At 37.3% G+C, this 18,656-nt stretch carries 17 protein-coding genes; 5 read left to right on the forward strand and 12 right to left on the reverse strand.

Translation table 11 applies throughout. The features are described from left to right. Positions 1–198: 198 nt before the first annotated feature. The 5 genes from KEM09_RS11920 (at position 199) to KEM09_RS11940 (ending at position 5,858) form a co-directional block, all read left to right on the forward strand. A complete protein-coding gene (locus tag KEM09_RS11920; protein WP_212228589.1) occupies positions 199–1,398 on the forward strand; it encodes a glycosyltransferase in 1,200 nt (399 codons plus the stop codon). A gap of 65 nt (positions 1,399–1,463) precedes the next feature. Then, positions 1,464–2,258 (forward strand): transposase, encoded by a 795-nt coding sequence (locus KEM09_RS11925; RefSeq protein WP_212228591.1) that lies wholly within the window; start codon positions 1,464–1,466, stop codon positions 2,256–2,258. A 91-nt stretch (positions 2,259–2,349) separates the two neighbouring features. After that, a complete protein-coding gene (asnB, locus tag KEM09_RS11930; RefSeq protein WP_212228596.1) occupies positions 2,350–4,194 on the forward strand; it encodes an asparagine synthase (glutamine-hydrolyzing) in 1,845 nt (614 codons plus the stop codon). A 119-nt stretch (positions 4,195–4,313) separates the two neighbouring features. Next, positions 4,314–4,595: a four helix bundle protein gene (locus KEM09_RS11935; RefSeq protein WP_212228597.1), complete on the forward strand. Its 282-nt coding sequence runs from the start codon at positions 4,314–4,316 to the stop codon at positions 4,593–4,595. Between the two features lie 219 nt (positions 4,596–4,814). Continuing rightward, positions 4,815–5,858: a glycosyltransferase family 4 protein gene (locus tag KEM09_RS11940; protein ID WP_212228601.1), complete on the forward strand. Its 1,044-nt coding sequence runs from the start codon at positions 4,815–4,817 to the stop codon at positions 5,856–5,858. A gap of 113 nt (positions 5,859–5,971) precedes the next feature. Here the strand turns inward: KEM09_RS11940 and KEM09_RS11945 are convergent, their stop codons facing one another. From KEM09_RS11945 to KEM09_RS12000, 12 genes are read right to left on the reverse strand one after another with little or no spacing between them, the layout of a single operon-like run. Next, a complete protein-coding gene (locus tag KEM09_RS11945; protein ID WP_212228603.1) occupies positions 5,972–7,354 on the reverse strand; it encodes an O-antigen ligase family protein in 1,383 nt (460 codons plus the stop codon). Continuing rightward, positions 7,344–8,306 (reverse strand): glycosyltransferase family 2 protein, encoded by a 963-nt coding sequence (locus KEM09_RS11950; protein WP_212228604.1) that lies wholly within the window; start codon positions 8,304–8,306, stop codon positions 7,344–7,346. The genes KEM09_RS11945 and KEM09_RS11950 overlap by 11 nt, the downstream gene beginning before the upstream one ends. Continuing rightward, entirely contained in the window at positions 8,307–9,431 is a 1,125-nt protein-coding gene (locus KEM09_RS11955) for a glycosyltransferase family 4 protein (RefSeq protein ID WP_212228605.1), read from the reverse strand. It lies immediately after the preceding gene. Next, entirely contained in the window at positions 9,428–10,384 is a 957-nt protein-coding gene (locus KEM09_RS11960) for a glycosyltransferase family 2 protein (protein WP_212228606.1), read from the reverse strand. Before KEM09_RS11960 ends, KEM09_RS11955 begins: the two co-directional genes overlap by 4 nt. Beyond that, entirely contained in the window at positions 10,381–11,304 is a 924-nt protein-coding gene (locus KEM09_RS11965; RefSeq protein WP_212228607.1) for a glycosyltransferase family 2 protein, read from the reverse strand. The genes KEM09_RS11960 and KEM09_RS11965 overlap by 4 nt, the downstream gene beginning before the upstream one ends. Further along, complete coding sequence (locus KEM09_RS11970; RefSeq protein ID WP_212228608.1) at positions 11,304–12,503, reverse strand: glycosyltransferase; 1,200 nt, start codon at positions 12,501–12,503, stop codon at positions 11,304–11,306. Before KEM09_RS11970 ends, KEM09_RS11965 begins: the two co-directional genes overlap by 1 nt. A 1-nt stretch (position 12,504) precedes the next feature. After that, on the reverse strand, positions 12,505–13,251 hold the full coding sequence (locus KEM09_RS11975) for a hypothetical protein (protein WP_212228609.1): 747 nt from the start codon (positions 13,249–13,251) through the stop codon (positions 12,505–12,507). A gap of 25 nt (positions 13,252–13,276) precedes the next feature. Continuing rightward, positions 13,277–14,188, reverse strand: a complete 912-nt coding sequence (locus KEM09_RS11980; protein WP_212228610.1) for a glycosyltransferase family 2 protein — start codon at positions 14,186–14,188, stop codon at positions 13,277–13,279. Next, positions 14,178–15,365: a glycosyltransferase family 4 protein gene (locus tag KEM09_RS11985; protein WP_212228611.1), complete on the reverse strand. Its 1,188-nt coding sequence runs from the start codon at positions 15,363–15,365 to the stop codon at positions 14,178–14,180. Before KEM09_RS11985 ends, KEM09_RS11980 begins: the two co-directional genes overlap by 11 nt. Continuing rightward, complete coding sequence (locus KEM09_RS11990; RefSeq protein WP_212228613.1) at positions 15,346–16,263, reverse strand: hypothetical protein; 918 nt, start codon at positions 16,261–16,263, stop codon at positions 15,346–15,348. Before KEM09_RS11990 ends, KEM09_RS11985 begins: the two co-directional genes overlap by 20 nt. A 2-nt stretch (positions 16,264–16,265) precedes the next feature. After that, on the reverse strand, positions 16,266–17,726 hold the full coding sequence (locus KEM09_RS11995) for an MBOAT family O-acyltransferase (RefSeq protein WP_212228614.1): 1,461 nt from the start codon (positions 17,724–17,726) through the stop codon (positions 16,266–16,268). Further along, entirely contained in the window at positions 17,726–18,652 is a 927-nt protein-coding gene (locus KEM09_RS12000; RefSeq protein WP_212228615.1) for a hypothetical protein, read from the reverse strand. Before KEM09_RS12000 ends, KEM09_RS11995 begins: the two co-directional genes overlap by 1 nt. Positions 18,653–18,656: the final 4 nt, after the last annotated feature.

Below are 18,656 nucleotides of genomic sequence, written 5' to 3' on the forward strand. Positions count from 1 at the left end.
TTTAGAAGGTTAGCTAAAGTACTCCCTAATATGCTAGTTTGCTAAAAGGCCATCAGGCCGCTCTATCGAGCTATTATGTTCCAAGGAGGAAGTCCCCTCCAATCTGCTAATGCACCTCTTTACTGCTTACTGCTGAACACCTGCTAATTTCTTCGAGCTTCTACCTTCCTTCTTCTGCCTTTTCTCTATCTTCGCAGTATGAGTCAACAAACACACCGACAAAAAATCCTGATTTTTATTGATTGGTTTTTACCAGGGTATAAGGCCGGGGGGCCAGTCCGCTCCATGGCCAATATGGTGGAGTATTTAAAGGAGGATTATCTGTTTTATATTGTTACACGTAACACCGATTATACAGAGACAATACCTTATAAAGGTGTCAACAGTAATAGCTGGGAAAGTTTTACAGAAAACGTGTATGTCTATTACGCTGATGAGACACATCAGACTAAGCATACATACAAGCTCCTTTTGGATGAAGTAAGTCCTGGTATTGTGTATATCAATGGTGTTTATTCCTGGAGGTTTTCGATTCTTCCACTGCTCGTCGCTAAAAGAAACTCACAAACAAAGGTGATTGTTGCCGCCAGGGGTATGCTGGCAGCCAGTGCCATTGATGTAAAAGGCGGGAAGAAGAAGCTGTTCCTCAAACTGGCAAAGATGGCAGGCCTTTATAAACGTACCATTTTTCATGCTACCAATGAAAAGGAGAAGCAGGATATAAATAGGGTATTGGGTCAAAGGTTAAAGGTGCAGGTGGCTGATAACCTGCCTAAGAAAGCTTTGCCTGAATTTAAATTTATTGAAAAACATCAAGGAGAATTAACGCTGGTGAGCCTGGCACGTATTGCACCGGAGAAGAACACTTTATTCGCCCTGGAGCGATTGGCTGAACTGGATGAGTTTGAGGGCACCATTCAGTTTGATTTATATGGACAGATATACAGCGATGCCTATTGGAAACTTTGTCAGGAAATGATTAGTGTACTACCTTCTAATATAAGGGTGGAGCACAAGGGAACAGTGGATGCAGAACTGGTTGGGACCACCATCCAAAATTACCATGCACTATTTATGCCTACGCGTGGCGAAAATTTTGGGCATGTGATACTGGAAAGCTTAAGTGCCGGTAGGCCGGTGTTGATTAGTGATCAGACACCATGGCGAGGATTGGAGGATGAGAAGAGTGGATGGGATGTTTCTCTTGAGTTAAAAAGCAGAAATGTTGATGAGTTGAGTCCGAAGACCGGCAGTGGTGAATGGTGCAAGGTGCTTGGTGCGCTTCTTGAGATGGAGCAGGACGAGTTTGATGCCTGGTGCAGAGGAGCCAGAAGAAGGGCAGAAAGCTTTGTGAATAATCCGGAATTAAAGGAACAGTATAAATGCTTATTTGATTAAATGCTACATTAACGCTGTCAGGAACTAGTTCGCTGACAGGTTAAGCAGCGCAAAAAGGATAACCAATGGCAAATTCCTTTGATAAAATAGAAGTTGGTAATTATTATCACATTTATAATCGAGGTATTAATAACTGTAGTTTGTTTGAACGTGAAGAAGATTATCAACGTTTTCTGTTATTGTATGAGAAATACATCACACCAATTGCGGATACCATTGCGTGGGTGTTGATGCCCAATCATTTTCACTTTCTGATTCGAATCAAGGAGAATGTGAGGTATAAGTATTCGATGGAGGAGATTGCTAATGCTAAAATCAATGCTGTCAGATCTGAAGACGCTGACAGGTTATCTGCTGATAATATACAAATTAATAAATGGGCAACGGTGACCCTACCTGACGTCATCAAAGACCCGTCAGCGTTAAGGGGAAACGATGTGACAGCAGAGGTAGGGGGAAACGATGCTTCATCCGGAATAACGCTGTCTGGTACAAGTACGCAGACAGGTCATTCCAGGTTGCCGCAGCCTGCCAAGCACTTATCTCACCTGTTTAATGCTTATGCCAGGTATTACAATACCAGGTACAACAGGCATGGCGCATTGTTTGAACGACCATATAGAAGGAAACAAGTTGATTCGGACAACTACTTCAGGCAACTAATCATATACATACATAACAACCCCAGACACCATGGCTTTGTGCATTCTGCTCTGGAGTATGGCTGGAGTAGTTATTTAGATTATCTCAATGCTGGGAATGAAATATACAGCTCCTGCGTGGATGAATATTTCGGGGATATTAATAATTTTAAGGCTTGTCATCAAACCGGTAAGGTTGATGATGATTTTTTTGAATAACATTATAGATACCAACCTGTCCTAAAACCTGTCTTGTCTGGTGACACTAACAGGTTTAGGAGAAGTTTTGTATGGTATAACCCATAAAAATATGTGTGGAATAAACGGAATTATATCATTAATAAAGGATAAGCAAGAACGCTTGTTAAGAATGAATCAGACTCTTCAGCATCGGGGACCCGAAGATGAAGGAAGCTATATTAATGAAAATGTAGCGTTGGGCCATCGACGCCTCATGATTATCGATCTCTCACTTGCGGGGCATCAACCCATGACGACACCAGATGGGAGATATACTATGGTATTTAACGGGGAAATATACAATTATCAGGAAATAAAGAAAGAACTGGATTATTCGTTCAAATCGACGACTGACAGCGAAGTGATATTGGCAGCCTGGCAGAAGTGGGGTGCAGATTGTGTTCAGCGATTTAACGGTATGTTTGCCATTGCCATGTGGGACCATTGGGAGCAACAACTGACACTGGTGCGCGATAGGCTTGGCATTAAACCCATCTATTGGCATTGTAAAAACAGCCAGTTGGTTTTCTCATCTGAAATCAGGGCCTTGCTGGCCTCGGGCATCGCTGAGAAACGAATTGATCAGGATGGACTGGTGGATTATCTACGCTACCAAACCGTACAGGCACCAGCTACCATATTGAAAGATGTGTACATGCTAAAAGCAGGTCACTTACTGATTTATAAGGCCGGCGATCAACCTGTGGTTAAAGAATACTGGAGGCCGCAGATTAAACCTCAAGCTAATGTTGTAAGCTATGAGCAGGTGAAAGAAGAGGTGCGAGAATTATTCTTTAAATCCGTTCAGCGCCGATTGATAGCCGATGTGCCATTTGGTGCCTTTTTGTCGGGTGGTATTGATTCAAGTGCTATTGTGGGCGCCATGACAAAAGTATCCAACGCCCCGGTCAAGACTTTTAATATCTCATTTGCCGAAGAAGCTTTCAGTGAAGCAAAGTACGCGCGGTACATCGCCCAACTCAATGGCACCGACCATACCGAGATCAAATTATCCCCCAATGATTTACTTAACTGTTTACCCGTCGCCTTAAAAGGGATGGATCACCCCAGCGGGGATGGACCCAATACCTGGCTGGTGTCTAAGGTAACCAAAGAAGCAGGGGTGACTATGGCCTTATCCGGACTGGGAGGCGACGAACTTTTTGCCGGCTATGCCATTTTTAAACGCATGCTTGCCCTCCATAGTAAGCAATGGCTATGGAAGATGCCTAATGCCATACGAAAAGGGATGGGAGAGCTGCTATGTAAAGTTAAACCAGGGGTTGCATCCACTAAGATGAAAGCCCTATTATCCATGCCAGATTACCAGTTTGCCAAGGTCTTTTCTGTATCACGTCAGTCCTTAATGGATGAACAGTTGAAGGACTTACTAAGCCGTGATGGACTGCCTGAACATCAACCAGCCTTCTATTTACAGGACTTAATCAGCCATGTTTCTCAGCATGTGTTAAGTAATGTATCCATTGGTGAACTTTGCACCTACATGCAGAATGTACTGTTACGGGATAGTGATCAAATGAGTATGGCTCATGCCCTGGAGGTAAGGGTGCCATTCCTGGATCATGAACTGGTGGAATACATGTTGAGTTTACCGGATCCTATTAAATATCCTGCAACACCTAAAAAACTAATGGTGGATAGTATGCCCGATTTATTGCCTGATTACATTGTTAACCGGCCAAAGATGGGCTTTACATTTCCCTGGAGGCATTGGTTGAAGAATGAGCTAAACAGCTTTGCAGATGAGCGCCTAAGAAGTTTAGCTAAGCGAGACTATTTTAATGAAGCGTCGGTGTTGAGTCTATGGCAGCGGTTTAAAAAGGATGATCCGGTAGTGACCTTTTCGCGTATATGGCCGCTGGTGGTGTTGGAGGAGTGGATGAATAATGAGTAACTGATAAAACTGAGTAGTTGAGAAACTGTAGAATTGAAAAATTGAGTAGATAATACTTTAAACCTCCTCGATTAATCAATTACTCAAATTAATAATTTATTAAGATAAAAAACAAAAATATGTACACCTTTGCTTTTGAAAAACTGGAGGTCTGGCAATTAAGCCGGCAGTTTGTAGCAAAAATATATAAGGTAACAGCTGATTTTCCTGACGAGGAAAAATTTGGTTTGGTCAGTCAGATTAGACGTGCGGCTGTTTCAATACCGTCAAACCTAGCAGAGGGAAATGCTCGGTTATTAAAAGATGATAAAGCACGTTTTTTCCAAATAAGTTATTCGTCATTAATGGAGGTGGTTAACCAATTAATTATTTCTCTTGATCTCGGGTTTATTAATGAATAAACAATTACAAGAACTAAGAGTTGATAGCAGTGAGTTAAGCAATAAGATTAATGCCTTATATAAGAGCGTTAAATATAGTTGAACTGTTTAAAGTGAGTAATTGAAAATTGAGGAAGCGTTAAACTGATAATTAACTAATTACTCAACTCCTCGCTTCATCATTTCATCAATTACTCGATTTATCAAATAATAAACTACTCAACTCCTCAATAAAAAAAAATGAAAAAAAACATACTATTTCTATATACTGAACTGGCAGGTTATTTTGTGGCTTGCATTAATGAGTTGGCTACGCAGAAAAATATTAGCGTACATGTGGTACGCTGGCCAGTGAATAAAGAGGCGCCTTTTCAGTTTGACATTGATGAGCGCATTAGTATTTATGAGCGGGATGCGTATAATGATATAAGTTTAATGGAGCTGGTGGACGTTGTTGAACCGGATATTATTATCTGTAGCGGATGGGTAGACAAGGGCTATGTCAATGTATGCAAGCGCTACAGAGGGAAAATTCCAACAGTCATGTCGATGGATAACCAGTGGCATGGAAGTTTAAAACAGCGATTGGCTTGCCTGGCAGCACCTTTTAAGCTGCACAGTGCCTTTAGTCAGGCATGGGTGCCGGGGGAGCCACAGAAAGCATACGCCCAAAGACTGGGTTTCAAAAAAGTGGAAACCGGCTTTTACAGTGCCGATACCAAGGTGTTTGAACCGCTGGGGCTGGAAAAAATAAAGGTTGGCCATGCTATTCCGAAGCGTCTGTTATATGTAGGACGATATATTCCACAGAAAGGTATAGATAAGTTGTTTGAATCATTCCTTGAATTAATAGAGGAGGGATTTACCGGCTGGGAATTACATTGTCTGGGTACGGGTGAATTGTTCGACCAAAGGCCCATTCATGACAATATCCATCATCATGGTTTTGTACAACCTACTGATATGCATCGATACCTGAAGTCCACGGGTGTATTTGTCTTACCATCTGACTTTGAACCTTGGGGTGTAGTCACACATGAGATGGCAGTAGCTGGCTTTCCCATGGTGATATCTTCTGCTGTAGGCTCTGTTACCATGTTCTTAAATGATGGGGAAAATGGATACATTTTTAAGCAAGGGAGTAAAGAGGCTCTGAAGAAAGCGCTGAAAAAGATGATGCAAGCCAAAGATAGTGAACTTAGGGATATGGCTACCGCTTCTTTTGAGAAAGGGATGAGCTGGACACCGGAAAGGTGGGTGGAAACGATTATTAGAATGATCTAGGGTACAGGGTATAGGGTTTAAGGTATAGGTAATTGGATATTAAGATAGAGATATTATTAAATGTGGGTGCAAAGAGGTTTATAACTATCCAAAGAGATTATAATAATGTTAAACTAACGAGCTATATCCTGCTGTTGAATGACTCTATAGGCGGCCACTGAAAGCCCAAGAAATAAGAAAATCTGGTATAGCCCATTGTTGCCAATGTGGGTTAAAAAACCAACGACCGTACCAATCAAATAGCTATTTAAAATGACATCGTTGTAGGTTTTATTATAATTCTTTAACCTGTTGACATACCTATAAACAGAGAAGAAGAAGAGAAAACCCAAAATGCCCAAATCCATTAAGATCACTACCCATCCCGAATCAATGGGCTCTACACCGCGACCATGCTTGGGCAAAGGGAGGTGATAGTTGTACATCCCTAAACCAAATCCTGTAAGTAAAAACTCAGGAGCATTCTCTGTTATGTAGTTTAATGCTACTGATTCAAAGCGTTCATCTTTTTCTTCTTCAACACGGCCAAAAGAGCGCTCATATAACACATCCATCATGTTTAAGCTCTTTTCTTCATTGTAGCTTATCTGGTTGGAGTTAGCGGTAAAGGAGTCCCCCGACTGTGAAAACAGGTAACCAACAATCCCCAGGATCATCGAATATTGTAATATGCGAGAACCAAACCGATGCCGGAACAAATAAGGTATAATGATTAATCCAAGACCGGTTGAGATAAGAATGGCCGATGAAAAGGTATAGACCATCACAATAAAGGAGATAAGCAAAGCGATTAAATGGAATTGCTTATTTCTATTGTAATTGCCTTCGATGTAATTGTAAAAACTAATAAAAATATAGGGTAAGATGAAAGTGGCCAAGGTCTTGGGTTCGCCAGATAGTCCATAGATACGATTGATAAACATGCCTTCGATACCAAATCCGGCAAATTCATTGGCTGCACCACCAGGACGTAGAATCGGTATAAAGGGCAAGCCCAGAGTAATAAAAACAAAATGGATCAGACCAATCGCAATAATTATTTCACTTAGCAGATAGTAGAGCTTCAGGCTCCATTGCAGACGTGCCTTAGTAGTGATTATGGCCACAATAAACGGTACGGTTAAGGCCATGGTTACATAGGTATAGGCCTGAACAATTGGACGCATGGTAGGTCCCTGAAGAAAGGTGACACCGGGTACACTTGGTGCAGTTACCCATGCCACCACAACTGATAAAATTATCAGTATATAATACGGTTGTAACAGGCCGGTAACCTCCCGGTTATTGCCGCCGCGATTAAAAACAAACAAAGTAGTGGCAAACATCACCACTTTATAGGGAAACCATAAGGTACCTGCCAGAGCTGTAAAGGCATTTAAACCAAATGAAATAACCAGCAAACCAAACAGGGCATATAGCTTATTACTCTGATAGTAATAAAAGCCCAGTATCAGGAATACTAAAAGACCTAGTTTGGAAATCTGTTCAAATGGCATATTCCAAAAGTTTCTGGTAGTTATAATCAGGCGGTAAGAGGCTACTCTGAGTCCTTCTCACTCTTTGCAAAGCCATGCTAAAGCCTTTGATGCTACGGACAATGGCTTTAGGGATACTTACCATATGTTGCCGGTTGGCCGGGTTCCATACCTGACGAAAAAAAAGCACGCCTAAATGGTAGTGTAAATCATACCATTTGATGGTTTTATGCTGAAACAATCCTCTTAATATAAAATACCACTCACCAAACACATGATGAATGGGGTGAATGCCTTCATTTTTGCCCCAGTTGCGGCATCCTCCGCCGGCAGCACCCAGATGTATAACTGTTGCATGCGCATCAAAATTAAGCAGGCCATATTTTTTTGTTAGGCGTAAACAGAAATCACTTTCTTCACGATGAGCACCTTTCTCAAAAAGATAATCCATGCCACCAATATCGATGGCCCAATCTTTACGAACCGATAGATTGCCTGCACCTCCATTAAGTATTTTACAGTTGTCGTTAAAGTTAGGAGGGAAGAACAACCATCCCACACGTGGGTGATGGCTCAATTTGTGGCGTGTTAGTCTGACCGGTACACCGGGATCGGTTACCTGACCAAACACGCCTGGTAAATGTTCATCATTGTAATTAGCTAGATGAGCCTGTAAGAAATCTGTATTCTCGATAATCAGGTCATCATCCAAAAAAAGGACGATATTACCCTGTGCTTCTAATAAACCTATATTACGTGCCAAACTTGCATTGGGCGCTGATGAATAAAAGACGCGCAAATTTATCTGATACTGATCGGCAATGGCTTCCAAGCGTCGAATGTCAGTTTCGGATTGAACAATTAATAAGCACTCCCAACTTTGATGATTCAGCTCTTGTTTGCCCAAATCAGTTAAAGTATTGTATAGCTCTTCTTTACGACCAAGTGTAGGTATAATAACGGATAATTCCATTTAGTGCGAGATTAATTCATCAATACGATTGGATAATTGCTGAGCAGCATTGACATAGGTAAACTGTGAGGCATATTTTTTTACTTGCTGCTCATACTCTTGCGATATATCAAATGTCTGCATGGCCATTAGTCCTGCCTTTATTGATTCAATATCGAGGGGATCAACCGCCACGCCAAATTCAGATGCAATCTCAGGCATAGATGTGCAGTTACCATATAATACGGGCCGTCCCTGCGCATAAGTCTCGATAATGGGTAAGCCAAAGCCTTCATATAAAGAAGGGAAGAGGAGTCCACGGCTATTTCTGACCAGCGTTTTTAAAATTAAAGCATCCTGAAAAGGAATTAAATCAATTTGCTGACTACTATTAATTTTTGCCTTCAATACATCTAGCTCGTCAGCTATTTTACCAACTAACAGAAGCCTTGGCAGCGTATTATGCTGCTTATGAGCTGACAGGTAGGCCTCAACTAAACGATGAAGATTTTTGCGATTGCTACCAAAGCCCCACCAAATCCAATAGTCCTGCCCTTTATAACTATTTGTTAGTTCATTGCTTTTGAATTGCTCATCCAGCCAAATATCCTCAATGCCATTATAAAGGGTGAAGAATCGGGATTGCAAGGCCGGAAACTTTTCGCTCAACTCAGAAAGTGTAAAATCAGATATAGCACCTATCTGGCTATTGCTATTGACACTCCATTTTAAAGTGTTCTTAAAAATGCGATTGCCATGCCACTTCAAGCTACTTGTGCCCGGGGCATTCAAGCTGGATAGGTCGGCAATGGTTGAAATACTAGGCTGTTGTCTTCGGTTAAAGTATTCGGGCATGCCCGGGCTCAGGTAAAAGTCGAAATGGTTATCGGATTGATAACTTTTTATTCCTACCAACTTTTTTAGGTTGATTTTTTTCTGCGATGCACAAGTGTGATGGATGTATACATTACCTAACTGTTCTAGTGCATACCAATATCGAGATAACACTTTTGCTTCGGTATCGTTACTTAAGAAAATATGAAATTCATCACGTGGTCGCAATCGGCACAGAGCATGTATTAACCCGCGCTGGGGCGTACCAGAGGTATATGCTTTAAGGGAATTACCATTAACAAATATTCTCATGCTTGTTGAATCCAATTTCTAAGTTTAAGTGTTGCTTTTAGCCCTATTAGTGTACATGCCAATTTAAAATACTTGCCACCTTGTGGTTTAATAAAATTAAACCCTAATGATTTAATATTAATAAGCGATTGTTCAGCTAAATCTGGGTATGATAAAATGGTACGTATGTAATAGTCTGAAAAGACACAGTGAAGAGCATTCTTTAGATCGACAGTTAATTCATTATATTTTTCATACAAATGTTCCTCGTATAATTTGAATGAATAGAGCTGCGAACTTAGTTTTTCATAACTATTGGTGCGGCTTACACTATGGCTAAGACCAATGCGATAATAAACCATGCCATTGACAGAAAACTTGATTCTTGAAGCATTTAAAAGAACCCTGCAAAAAAACTCCCCATCCTGATTTATTTTAAGAGTCTCGTTCCATGGGCCTGCTTTCTCAATTAAACTGCGTGGTGTCAACCAGCAGGCGGTTTGTGCCATTCCTTTACCATTCCAGCTATCAATTAGCCAATTAACCGGGTTAAGATAATCTTTATCAATAATCTGACCGGGCGTTTTTTTGTCGCCAATGGACTGTTTAAAATACTGCCACGAACAGGAGGCTACAGCATTATCTTTGTCAGCGATTAACCTTAGCTGGTCCTCAATCTTATTAGGAGAAAGTATATCATCGGCATCCAAATACTGGATATAATCGCCTTTACAATGCTCAAAGGCCAGGTTGCGCGCCGCACAAGCTCCACTGTTGACTTGCTTAAAAACTCTGACTTGCCAGGATTCATACTTTTTGGCAATAGTGTAACTGCTATCTGTAGAACCATCATCCACTATAATGATTTCAATGTTCCGGTAAGTTTGTGATAAACAAGACTGAATAGTTTCTGAAATGTAACGTTCAGAATTGTAAAGTGGGATAAGTATGGATACTAAAGGCTCTGGTTTCATGCTTTCCTTAAAGTTTTGTAAAGTTTCTCGGTAAACTTAAATCCAAATAAGAAATATAAGAATGAATAAATAGAAAGATGCCCATTGATAGTAGAGGGGAAGAAATAGCGAGGAATATGGTTTTTTATTAATGAAACGGCCAGTGGTAAATTATGTGCCGCAATATTTCTGATGTTGGTTAGTAATATTGAATAAAAATAATTCTTGTTTCTATTGAAATATTCAAGTTGCTCATTTTTAAGCCAATCAATTATTTCTAATCGCAATTTGATATATTGTGTCCACTTTTTAACCGGATTACCCTGGCTGATCTGACCGGATTCACGCTCCTGCACAATGGTTAATGGCTCCGAATCAATGATGATGTTTTCATTAATCTGTAATAAGCGAAACATCAAATTAGCTTCCTGGCTGCTTTTTAGCGATTCATTCCACCCGTTAACTTCTATAAGAAAGCGTTTATTCCATAGATTACTACTTGTTATCCCAAGATTGGTATTAAAAAGCCCCTTGATTATATCTTTTGGATTAAAATAAACTTCAGACTCATTACCTTTTAATGGTCGTTTAAGATAAGCAGTAGCCATAAAAGAAGCATCCCTTTGAATTAAGGTCACCTGATGTTCAATCTTATTTGGTTTTAATAAGTCGTCTGCATCTAAAAACTGGATCCATTCGCCTTTAGCAACATGCATACCTTTGTTGCGAGCTGCCGGAGCACCAGGTATTTTTTCTTGTAAGATGATTAATTCGGGATAACTGAACTGTAATTCCTTTAATTTGTAAAGTGTTTTATCTGTTGAATTATTGTCTACAGCGATTACCTCAATATTAGAATAGCTTTGCGCATAACAGGAGCGAATACATTCTTCAATATATTGCTCTACATTGTAGCATGGTATCACAATTGAAATTAGCATCAAAAGATGGTTTTTAAATCCTTTACAAATTGTTTGTAATTGGTTGCAGCACAAAAATTATCTTTCCAATATGCATAAACCTCTTTTCTGTATACCTCATTCCTTGACTGTCCATTAAGCAAAATTTCAATTTGCCTGGCTATCTCCTCAGATTCTGTTTTTACATCTATTAAGCACCCTGTTTTCTCATTAACAATTTCATTTGTTCCTCCCACATTTGTTGCCAACACTGGTATACCATATGATATAGCTTCCATAATACTAACTGGTAAGCCTTCTGAATTAGATAAATTAATAAAACAATCAATTTGATTTTCTGAATAATATTTAAGGACTTCGGTATTGGAAACCATTCCCTTAAACTCTGCAGTAACGTTTGAGGGTAACATTTCTTTTGCAAGCGATTTGATCTTACCTAATTGCTCACCATCTCCAAAATGTATCCACTTAATTGGTAATGTTGAGATTTGTGACAGGGATTTAATAATCAAATCCAATCTTTTTAAGTTAACTACTCTTGAACAGCTTACAACGACATACTCATACCTCATTATCGGTTTCACTTGAGTGTCTTCTAATTTATAAGTACCCAAATAAGAAATTTTCATCTTACTTGTATGCTCGGGGTGTCTTTCTTTTAAGTAATTAAATCCATTTTGTGAAATTAAATATAGCCAATTGATGCATTGTAGTTGAAAACTCCGGAACGGTATAAATCCTGATTCATGCCTTTCGTTATAAAGATCAAACCCGTGGGCCCGGGATACTAAAACCGATATCTTATTTTTACTTTTAAGTATAGACAATATTGTGGTCCAATCGTCCATCCAATAGGTATAATGAATAGTATTCGACGTTAGTTTATTTAAGTTCAAATAAATATATAATTGCTGAGCCTGGTAATGCAACCGCATTAAAGAACTCAATAAGAAAATCTTATTTTTTCTAACTAATACATCATGCCCAGCTTTAATAAACCACATTCCTAGAGATAACAATCCTTTAATAGAAGAATAGCCCTCGAAGTCAACATCAATAACCTTGACATTTTTAGGTAAATCCCTTTTTGTGTCACCACTTTGGGCTGGAAATATAAAAACCTGATTAAACTCTTCTGCAAGGTATTTGATTTCTGTTTCCAGAAATTGTTCTCCAAGTCCATATGGGAATTGTAATGTATAAAGGCAAAGCTTATTCATTTTACCTGAAGAGTTTAATAAGGTTTTTGTAATTAAGTGTAATTTGGATTCTTTTTTTTACCGAAGAATAGTTTTTGATACTTTTAACTGGTAATATAGAACTTAGCTTACTTGAATTTTTCCAATAGCCAAATGATAATACATACTTGTTGTACTTGCTATTTTCCATGCTTGTTATGGATGTTGGAGATAATACACGTACGTAGAAAGGACTGTCTTTGGGGAGAAATAAAGTGTTTTTGTTCTTATAGTAATTGTGCCAAACTACAGAATGATCCTGATCTAAAAGAGGGCGTCCATCCGGCATAATGGTGATCGCATGTTCATACTTATGTGCTACTGTGTTGGGATACCAGTTTTTAATGCCTTGACAAAACAAACCGCTTCTTAATTCGTAATAAGTATGGTATCTATCTGTTGCTATATCAAAAGATTTATTGCTCAGTTTTTCTAATACATACGGGGCTATAATATCGTCGTCGTCGAGTCGAATAATATAGTCCGGTTTTACATCCCATCCCGCAATAAGCTGCAAGGCATACTGAATTTTATCGCCTTTTTTTATGGCAGGGGAGTTAATAAACTCAATATTGCCTTCCTTTTTATTAAAATCATCAATTACTAAAGCTAACCAATTCGTATACGATTGCTTATTTAAAGATTTAATAGTATTTAACCATAGTTTTTCACGGACTGTGGTTCTAAATTGTTTAGGTGTCCTCGGAATGATAAAAACAAATGAATTCATATAGAAATTGATGTGTTTTATTTACCTATTTCTGGGCTATTAGAACTTTGGTTAGAGTGATAAAATACATTAGTAATGAACTAAATTTCTGAACGTTGTTTTTGGGTTCATATATAGTAAACCAATCAACAATTGAAAGATGATTAACCCGCTTAATTAATTCATTCTTAAAGAAGTTAAGGATTTTTTCATCCTTTTGCTTCTTGGCTATTTCAATTTGTTGCATTGCATAACTATTAAAGATGCGAGGCTTGATATAATCTAAATGCTTTGAAATAAAATATACACATGAGTCAAGATCAATAAGTTTACCTGTTGAATTTTGCCAATTAATCAGAACTGTTGGTTCATAGTCACTCATAAAACTATAAGAAGCTGCAAATCTAACTGTAAAATCAAAGTCTTGATGCCTATATAGTAATTCATCCCAAAGAACCTTTTTTGCACACTCACTTTTATAAAAATGAGATGGTGTAGTAGCACTTCCTGAACCTAACAGATAATCTATCATTTGTTCACCGAGTAGTGGCTGTCTACTAAGTACAAGGCGTGTTTCATCTTTTAGTGTAATTACGGCACTACCAAAGATTCCATCACAATTCCATTCTTTAATCTTCTGCAATCTCCGCTCTAGGTGTAAAGGGAGAAATTCATCATCGGAATCGAGCATTGCAATATACTCACCTTTAGCTTCTTGGATGCCACGATTGCGAGCAACGTTGGCATTAATGTGCTTTTCGTTTCTAAAAAAAAGAATGCGTTTATCATTAAAGCTATCGCATACCAATTTTAGATCTTCTTCGGAGCCATCATCAACCACTAAAATTTCAAAATTTTGATACGTTTGATTTAGAACACTTTGAATGGCGCGTTTTAATTCAAGTGGTCTATTGTAAACTGGAATGATAATTGAAACTAATTCTTTTCTAAGACTCATTGATATCAGGTATCTTATTCTTCAGTAATGTTTTATATCTAATATACATATTTTCAGGCGTAAAATTCGCCTGAATATGCTTGAGATTGTTTTGGCCCAATTCTTTTCTTATTCCTTCATTACTAATTAATTTCTCAAGTTTGTTAGCACAATCATTTACATTTCCCGTCTCGTATAAGAACGGGAGATTATCGTTTGATACTACTTCTCTAATTCCTGGTATATTTGTACCAATCACAGGTAATGAGGCACCCATGTATTCAAGAATTGCATTAGGACAACCTTCAGTTCTACTACTCAACAATCCTATATCTGTAACCTTGAGTAAAGCATTGATATTATTAACATTTCCAAGAAAAGAAACCACATTCTGAAGCCCAAGTTGTTCAACTAAGGCACTACTTTTCAGATAGTTTTGCTCACAATATTGTCCGCTACCTTTACCTGCCAACAGCAGCATAAACTGGTATTTCTTACTTAACTCCTTTACTGCATTAATGACTGTAATATGGTCCTTCTCATTAAAAAAATTAGCAATCATTGTTATAACCAGCGTTTCATCATATTTTTCTGAATCTTTCTGCCAATCTTCAATGGAGTTATCAGCAGAAGGAATATAAGCATTACGTATCACATGAATATTATGAGGTGGTACTGCTTGCATAATTGATAATGCTTTTCTACCATGTTCTGAATTGGCAACATATACCGGTTTATACAGTCTGCTTATACATTCAAGAGATGACATTTTTTTTGCAGTAGGATTTAAATGTCCTCCACGCTCAAAGCTGAATGTTAGTTTGGCTGTTGTTAACATCCAAATCTTATTAACAACTTCGTCGATAGCTGGTGTATAAGGGAAGATAACATGTGCTTTTGTTGCTCGTATGTCCTTAATTAGTTGTTGCCATTGCTTCATTTTATCTATGAAAGATAGCTTGGCATAAGCTTCTGAACGAAAATTTATGATCTCGCTGTGCTTTGCAATAATAAAACCTTCGCTTCTCAGCTTTCCAACATAATCATCACTTAATGTATTTGTACCCCATATGTGAACATTAAATCCTAGACCTTTTTTAAGATATCTGGCTAGTAGAACCACTTGTTTTTGTATACCCCCCGGACTAAGGTTTGGCATAATGAATAGAGCAGAAGGTTTATTCAAAACTGAACTCATTCAGATCCTTTAATAATTGTTGGTTAAATTTGATTACACCGGATTGGTTCAAGTGATGGGCATCATAAAAATCTATTGTATCATTTAGTCCTAAAATACTGTAGTTATAATTGATATAATCACCCAAACCAGTGTACAATGAATCGATTTCCAGACGATTTGTAATGTTATTAAATTTTGTTTTGGTAACTGGTGCCATAACTAATAAAAAAGGTATTTCTTGCTGTTTAAGAAACAATAGGTTTAGCTTAAATGCTTTTAATTGTTTTTTACTAATAGTAAAACTATAAGGTTGGTTGTTGAAAATAGTATTGTTAGTATTTTCTCGCTCCACAAAGCCTCCATTAATGTAATGATCAGTTGAATCATTGCTGATATTAATATCATTATCTTTTTTTGCTTCCGAAGGCATTAATAGCTTGTAAAAAAAAGAATTATATGTCAGTAAGTGATTAACTTGTGTAACCATTTTAAACATTTCAAAAGAGGTTTTTCGATGAGCTATTAGGTCAAGCGATGATTCAACACCATCATTTTGAAGCGTACCCGGATACACCTCATAAACAACCAACTTAGGATTTAGTTTTCTGATGTACTGCTTGAGCAACATTTGTGTTTGAATATGTGTTTGGTTGCTCGTGCCCAAATTAAAGGTTTTATAGCCTGCTATTTCGAACAAACGTGTATCAAAACCTCGATAGGTGTGAGATGAACCTACAAAAATAATATCAACTTTTGAGATAGTATCTGCTTCGCTTAATCGTTTAGCTGTATATCCATAATTACTTAAATTAGTTTTAATATTGGGAGCGTAGTCACCAAAGAACATTAGCCCGGCCAAATAAAACGCCGGTAAGAAACAAGCAAAGTAAAATAACTTTTTAAGTAATTGTATCATTACTAGAACTGAAAATAAATAAAGGGTGATTCAGTTGTAGGCATATAAAAGGCTATCACAATGATAATGCAATAATAAAATGTCCACCTTACAAATCTGTTTTGCCTAATAAGTAGATGCTCAATAGCGAATTTACTATTGCGTCCCAGCCACTCTAATATAATAAACACCATTAAGAGCACTATTAAATAACCGGCTTTATAAAAAATTAAAACATATGTATCAACCAAATTCTGTTTTAAATATAGTCCCCCAAATAGGTGAGTGAGGTAATCTGAAGCATGCTGAATATTTTCCGCCCTAAAGAAAACCCAGGCAAGAGATGTTAGTGCAAATGTTAATATTATCTGAAACAATTCCTTTACACTTGGTAATATTCTTTTGTCTGCTACTGGATTAAGATTCTTTCGATTATTACCACTTAATAATAGGGGCAAAAAATATAGTGCATTGAGTAATCCCCATGCAATAAATGTCCAGTTAGCGCCATGCCAAAAACCACTAACAATAAAGATAATAAAGGTATTACGTATAGCAAATCGTTTATTAACACGACTTCCTCCAAGAGGAATATACACATAATCACGGAACCATGTGCTTAATGATATGTGCCATCGCCTCCAAAACTCGGCCATATCGCGTGAGAAATATGGAAATGCAAAGTTTTGCATTAATTTAAAACCAAAAAGTCGAGCTGTACCAATGGCAATATCAGAATAACCTGAGAAATCACCATAAATTTGAAATGCAAAAAATATTGCACCCAATAATAATGTCGTACCTCCATACTGGTTAGACATATCAAATATTTCATTGGCATATTTGGCACAATTATCGGCAATGACTAATTTCTTAAAGAATCCCCACAATATTTGACGCAGGCCATTAACTGCCTGTCTATATTCCAACTGCCTTTGACTATAAAATTGAGGAAGCAGATGTGTGGCTCGTTCAATTGGGCCCGCTACCAGTTGAGGAAAAAAGCTGACAAAAGCCGCAAAAGCTACAAAATCATTAGTTGGTGTCAACTTACGCTTATAAACATCAATTGTATAGCTTAAAGTCTGAAAAGTATAGAAGCTGATACCGACAGGTAAAATTATATTTAACGACTGTCCATTAATGGGGTTGCCCAAAAATGAGAAAGCTGTTACAAAGTTGTCGAGAAAGAAATTATAGTATTTGAAAAAGCCAAGAAAACCAAGATTAATAACTATACTACACCATAATAATAGTTTACGATTACGCGGATTATCTGTTTTACTTAACTGTAGACCGATTCTATAATCTAAAGCAGTACTAAAAGCAATTAAGGTTAAAAAACGCCAATCCCACCAACCATAAAAGAGATAACTGGCAATGACAATTAATATATTCTGCAGCTTTAATTTTTCCCTTAATAACCAATAGAAGAAGAATACAATAGGGAGAAATACAACAAAATCTATGGAGTTAAAGAGCATTAGTTATTGTTTATAATATTTTCATTAATTATTTTATTAGTAAGAGAATCAACTATTCTTGAGACTTTTTCAGCACCATAAACATTTAGGTGATCCTCATTGTAAAAGATATCTATATTGTCTTCATATTTATTTTCTAAATTCAGAATATGTATGCCAACAACATTCTCGTATTTTTTTAAGGTAGCATTTCTTCTTTTTAGCTTATTTAGTACATTGTTTTTATTATAATTGAAATGCTTTGGTGGGGAAAACAAAATTACACTGATGTCATGTTGTAAACAAATATTTATCATTTCATCAAGTATTCTTGCATTCTTTTTAAATAAGACAATATTTTCCTCGCAGTGTCTCTTTGCAAGGAACAATGAATCATATTTACCGACATCTAAGTTATCTATGGCTGATGTTATAAAACCATATTTATTATATTTCCCAAACTCAGGAAATATATTATTTGTCCAAAATTTTTTAAAATATTGAGAAAAATTAGCTGTTATTAATAAATTGTCTTTCATCGGTGGCTCAGAATTGTAATTATTTATATCATAATAAATGTAGAATAAATGATTTTTATTCCAAGAAGAGTCACAGTAATTTTCAAGAGTATGGTATGAAGTTTCAATAAGAACTACTTTTAAAAGGGGCAGCTCTTTAATGTACTTTCTCAATAACAGATAATCAATATTTAGTGCACTTCCGCCGTGAGCTAAAGGTGCACATTTTGATTTTATAAACTTAGGATTAATTGCCCGCCAAGTTTGTGAAGAGCCTAATATTAGAACTTCTAATGAGTCTTTGTTATAATCGATATATTCTTTTTTTGCATAAAATGTATTATTCAGCCTACTTTTTAATTCGACTAAACCCAATATAATCAAGAGTGGTAACAAAAAGATTGTAAGATTCTTTATTAACTTTTGCATGAAA

It is taken from the genome of Carboxylicivirga mesophila, assembly GCF_018271975.1.
In the GTDB taxonomy this organism is placed as follows: domain Bacteria; phylum Bacteroidota; class Bacteroidia; order Bacteroidales; family Marinilabiliaceae; genus Carboxylicivirga; species Carboxylicivirga mesophila.

What these genes read in the sequence shown, in the direction of transcription:
- KEM09_RS11960 (WP_212228606.1), bottom strand. Translation starts at nt 10,384, where the DNA reads ATGAAACCAGAGCCTTTAGTATCCATACTTATCCCACTTTACAATTCT.
- KEM09_RS11920 (WP_212228589.1), top strand. Translation starts at nt 199, where the DNA reads ATGAGTCAACAAACACACCGACAAAAAATCCTGATTTTTATTGATTGG.
- KEM09_RS11940 (WP_212228601.1), top strand. Translation starts at nt 4,815, where the DNA reads ATGAAAAAAAACATACTATTTCTATATACTGAACTGGCAGGTTATTTT.
- asnB (WP_212228596.1), top strand. Translation starts at nt 2,350, where the DNA reads ATGTGTGGAATAAACGGAATTATATCATTAATAAAGGATAAGCAAGAA.
- KEM09_RS12000 (WP_212228615.1), bottom strand. Translation starts at nt 18,652, where the DNA reads ATGCAAAAGTTAATAAAGAATCTTACAATCTTTTTGTTACCACTCTTG.
- KEM09_RS11925 (WP_212228591.1), top strand. Translation starts at nt 1,464, where the DNA reads ATGGCAAATTCCTTTGATAAAATAGAAGTTGGTAATTATTATCACATT.
- KEM09_RS11935 (WP_212228597.1), top strand. Translation starts at nt 4,314, where the DNA reads ATGTACACCTTTGCTTTTGAAAAACTGGAGGTCTGGCAATTAAGCCGG.
- KEM09_RS11970 (WP_212228608.1), bottom strand. Translation starts at nt 12,503, where the DNA reads ATGAATAAGCTTTGCCTTTATACATTACAATTCCCATATGGACTTGGA.
- KEM09_RS11955 (WP_212228605.1), bottom strand. Translation starts at nt 9,431, where the DNA reads ATGAGAATATTTGTTAATGGTAATTCCCTTAAAGCATATACCTCTGGT.
- KEM09_RS11965 (WP_212228607.1), bottom strand. Translation starts at nt 11,304, where the DNA reads ATGCTAATTTCAATTGTGATACCATGCTACAATGTAGAGCAATATATT.
- KEM09_RS11945 (WP_212228603.1), bottom strand. Translation starts at nt 7,354, where the DNA reads ATGCCATTTGAACAGATTTCCAAACTAGGTCTTTTAGTATTCCTGATA.
- KEM09_RS11975 (WP_212228609.1), bottom strand. Translation starts at nt 13,251, where the DNA reads ATGAATTCATTTGTTTTTATCATTCCGAGGACACCTAAACAATTTAGA.
- KEM09_RS11950 (WP_212228604.1), bottom strand. Translation starts at nt 8,306, where the DNA reads ATGGAATTATCCGTTATTATACCTACACTTGGTCGTAAAGAAGAGCTA.
- KEM09_RS11985 (WP_212228611.1), bottom strand. Translation starts at nt 15,365, where the DNA reads ATGAGTTCAGTTTTGAATAAACCTTCTGCTCTATTCATTATGCCAAAC.
- KEM09_RS11995 (WP_212228614.1), bottom strand. Translation starts at nt 17,726, where the DNA reads ATGCTCTTTAACTCCATAGATTTTGTTGTATTTCTCCCTATTGTATTC.
- KEM09_RS11980 (WP_212228610.1), bottom strand. Translation starts at nt 14,188, where the DNA reads ATGAGTCTTAGAAAAGAATTAGTTTCAATTATCATTCCAGTTTACAAT.
- KEM09_RS11990 (WP_212228613.1), bottom strand. Translation starts at nt 16,263, where the DNA reads ATGATACAATTACTTAAAAAGTTATTTTACTTTGCTTGTTTCTTACCG.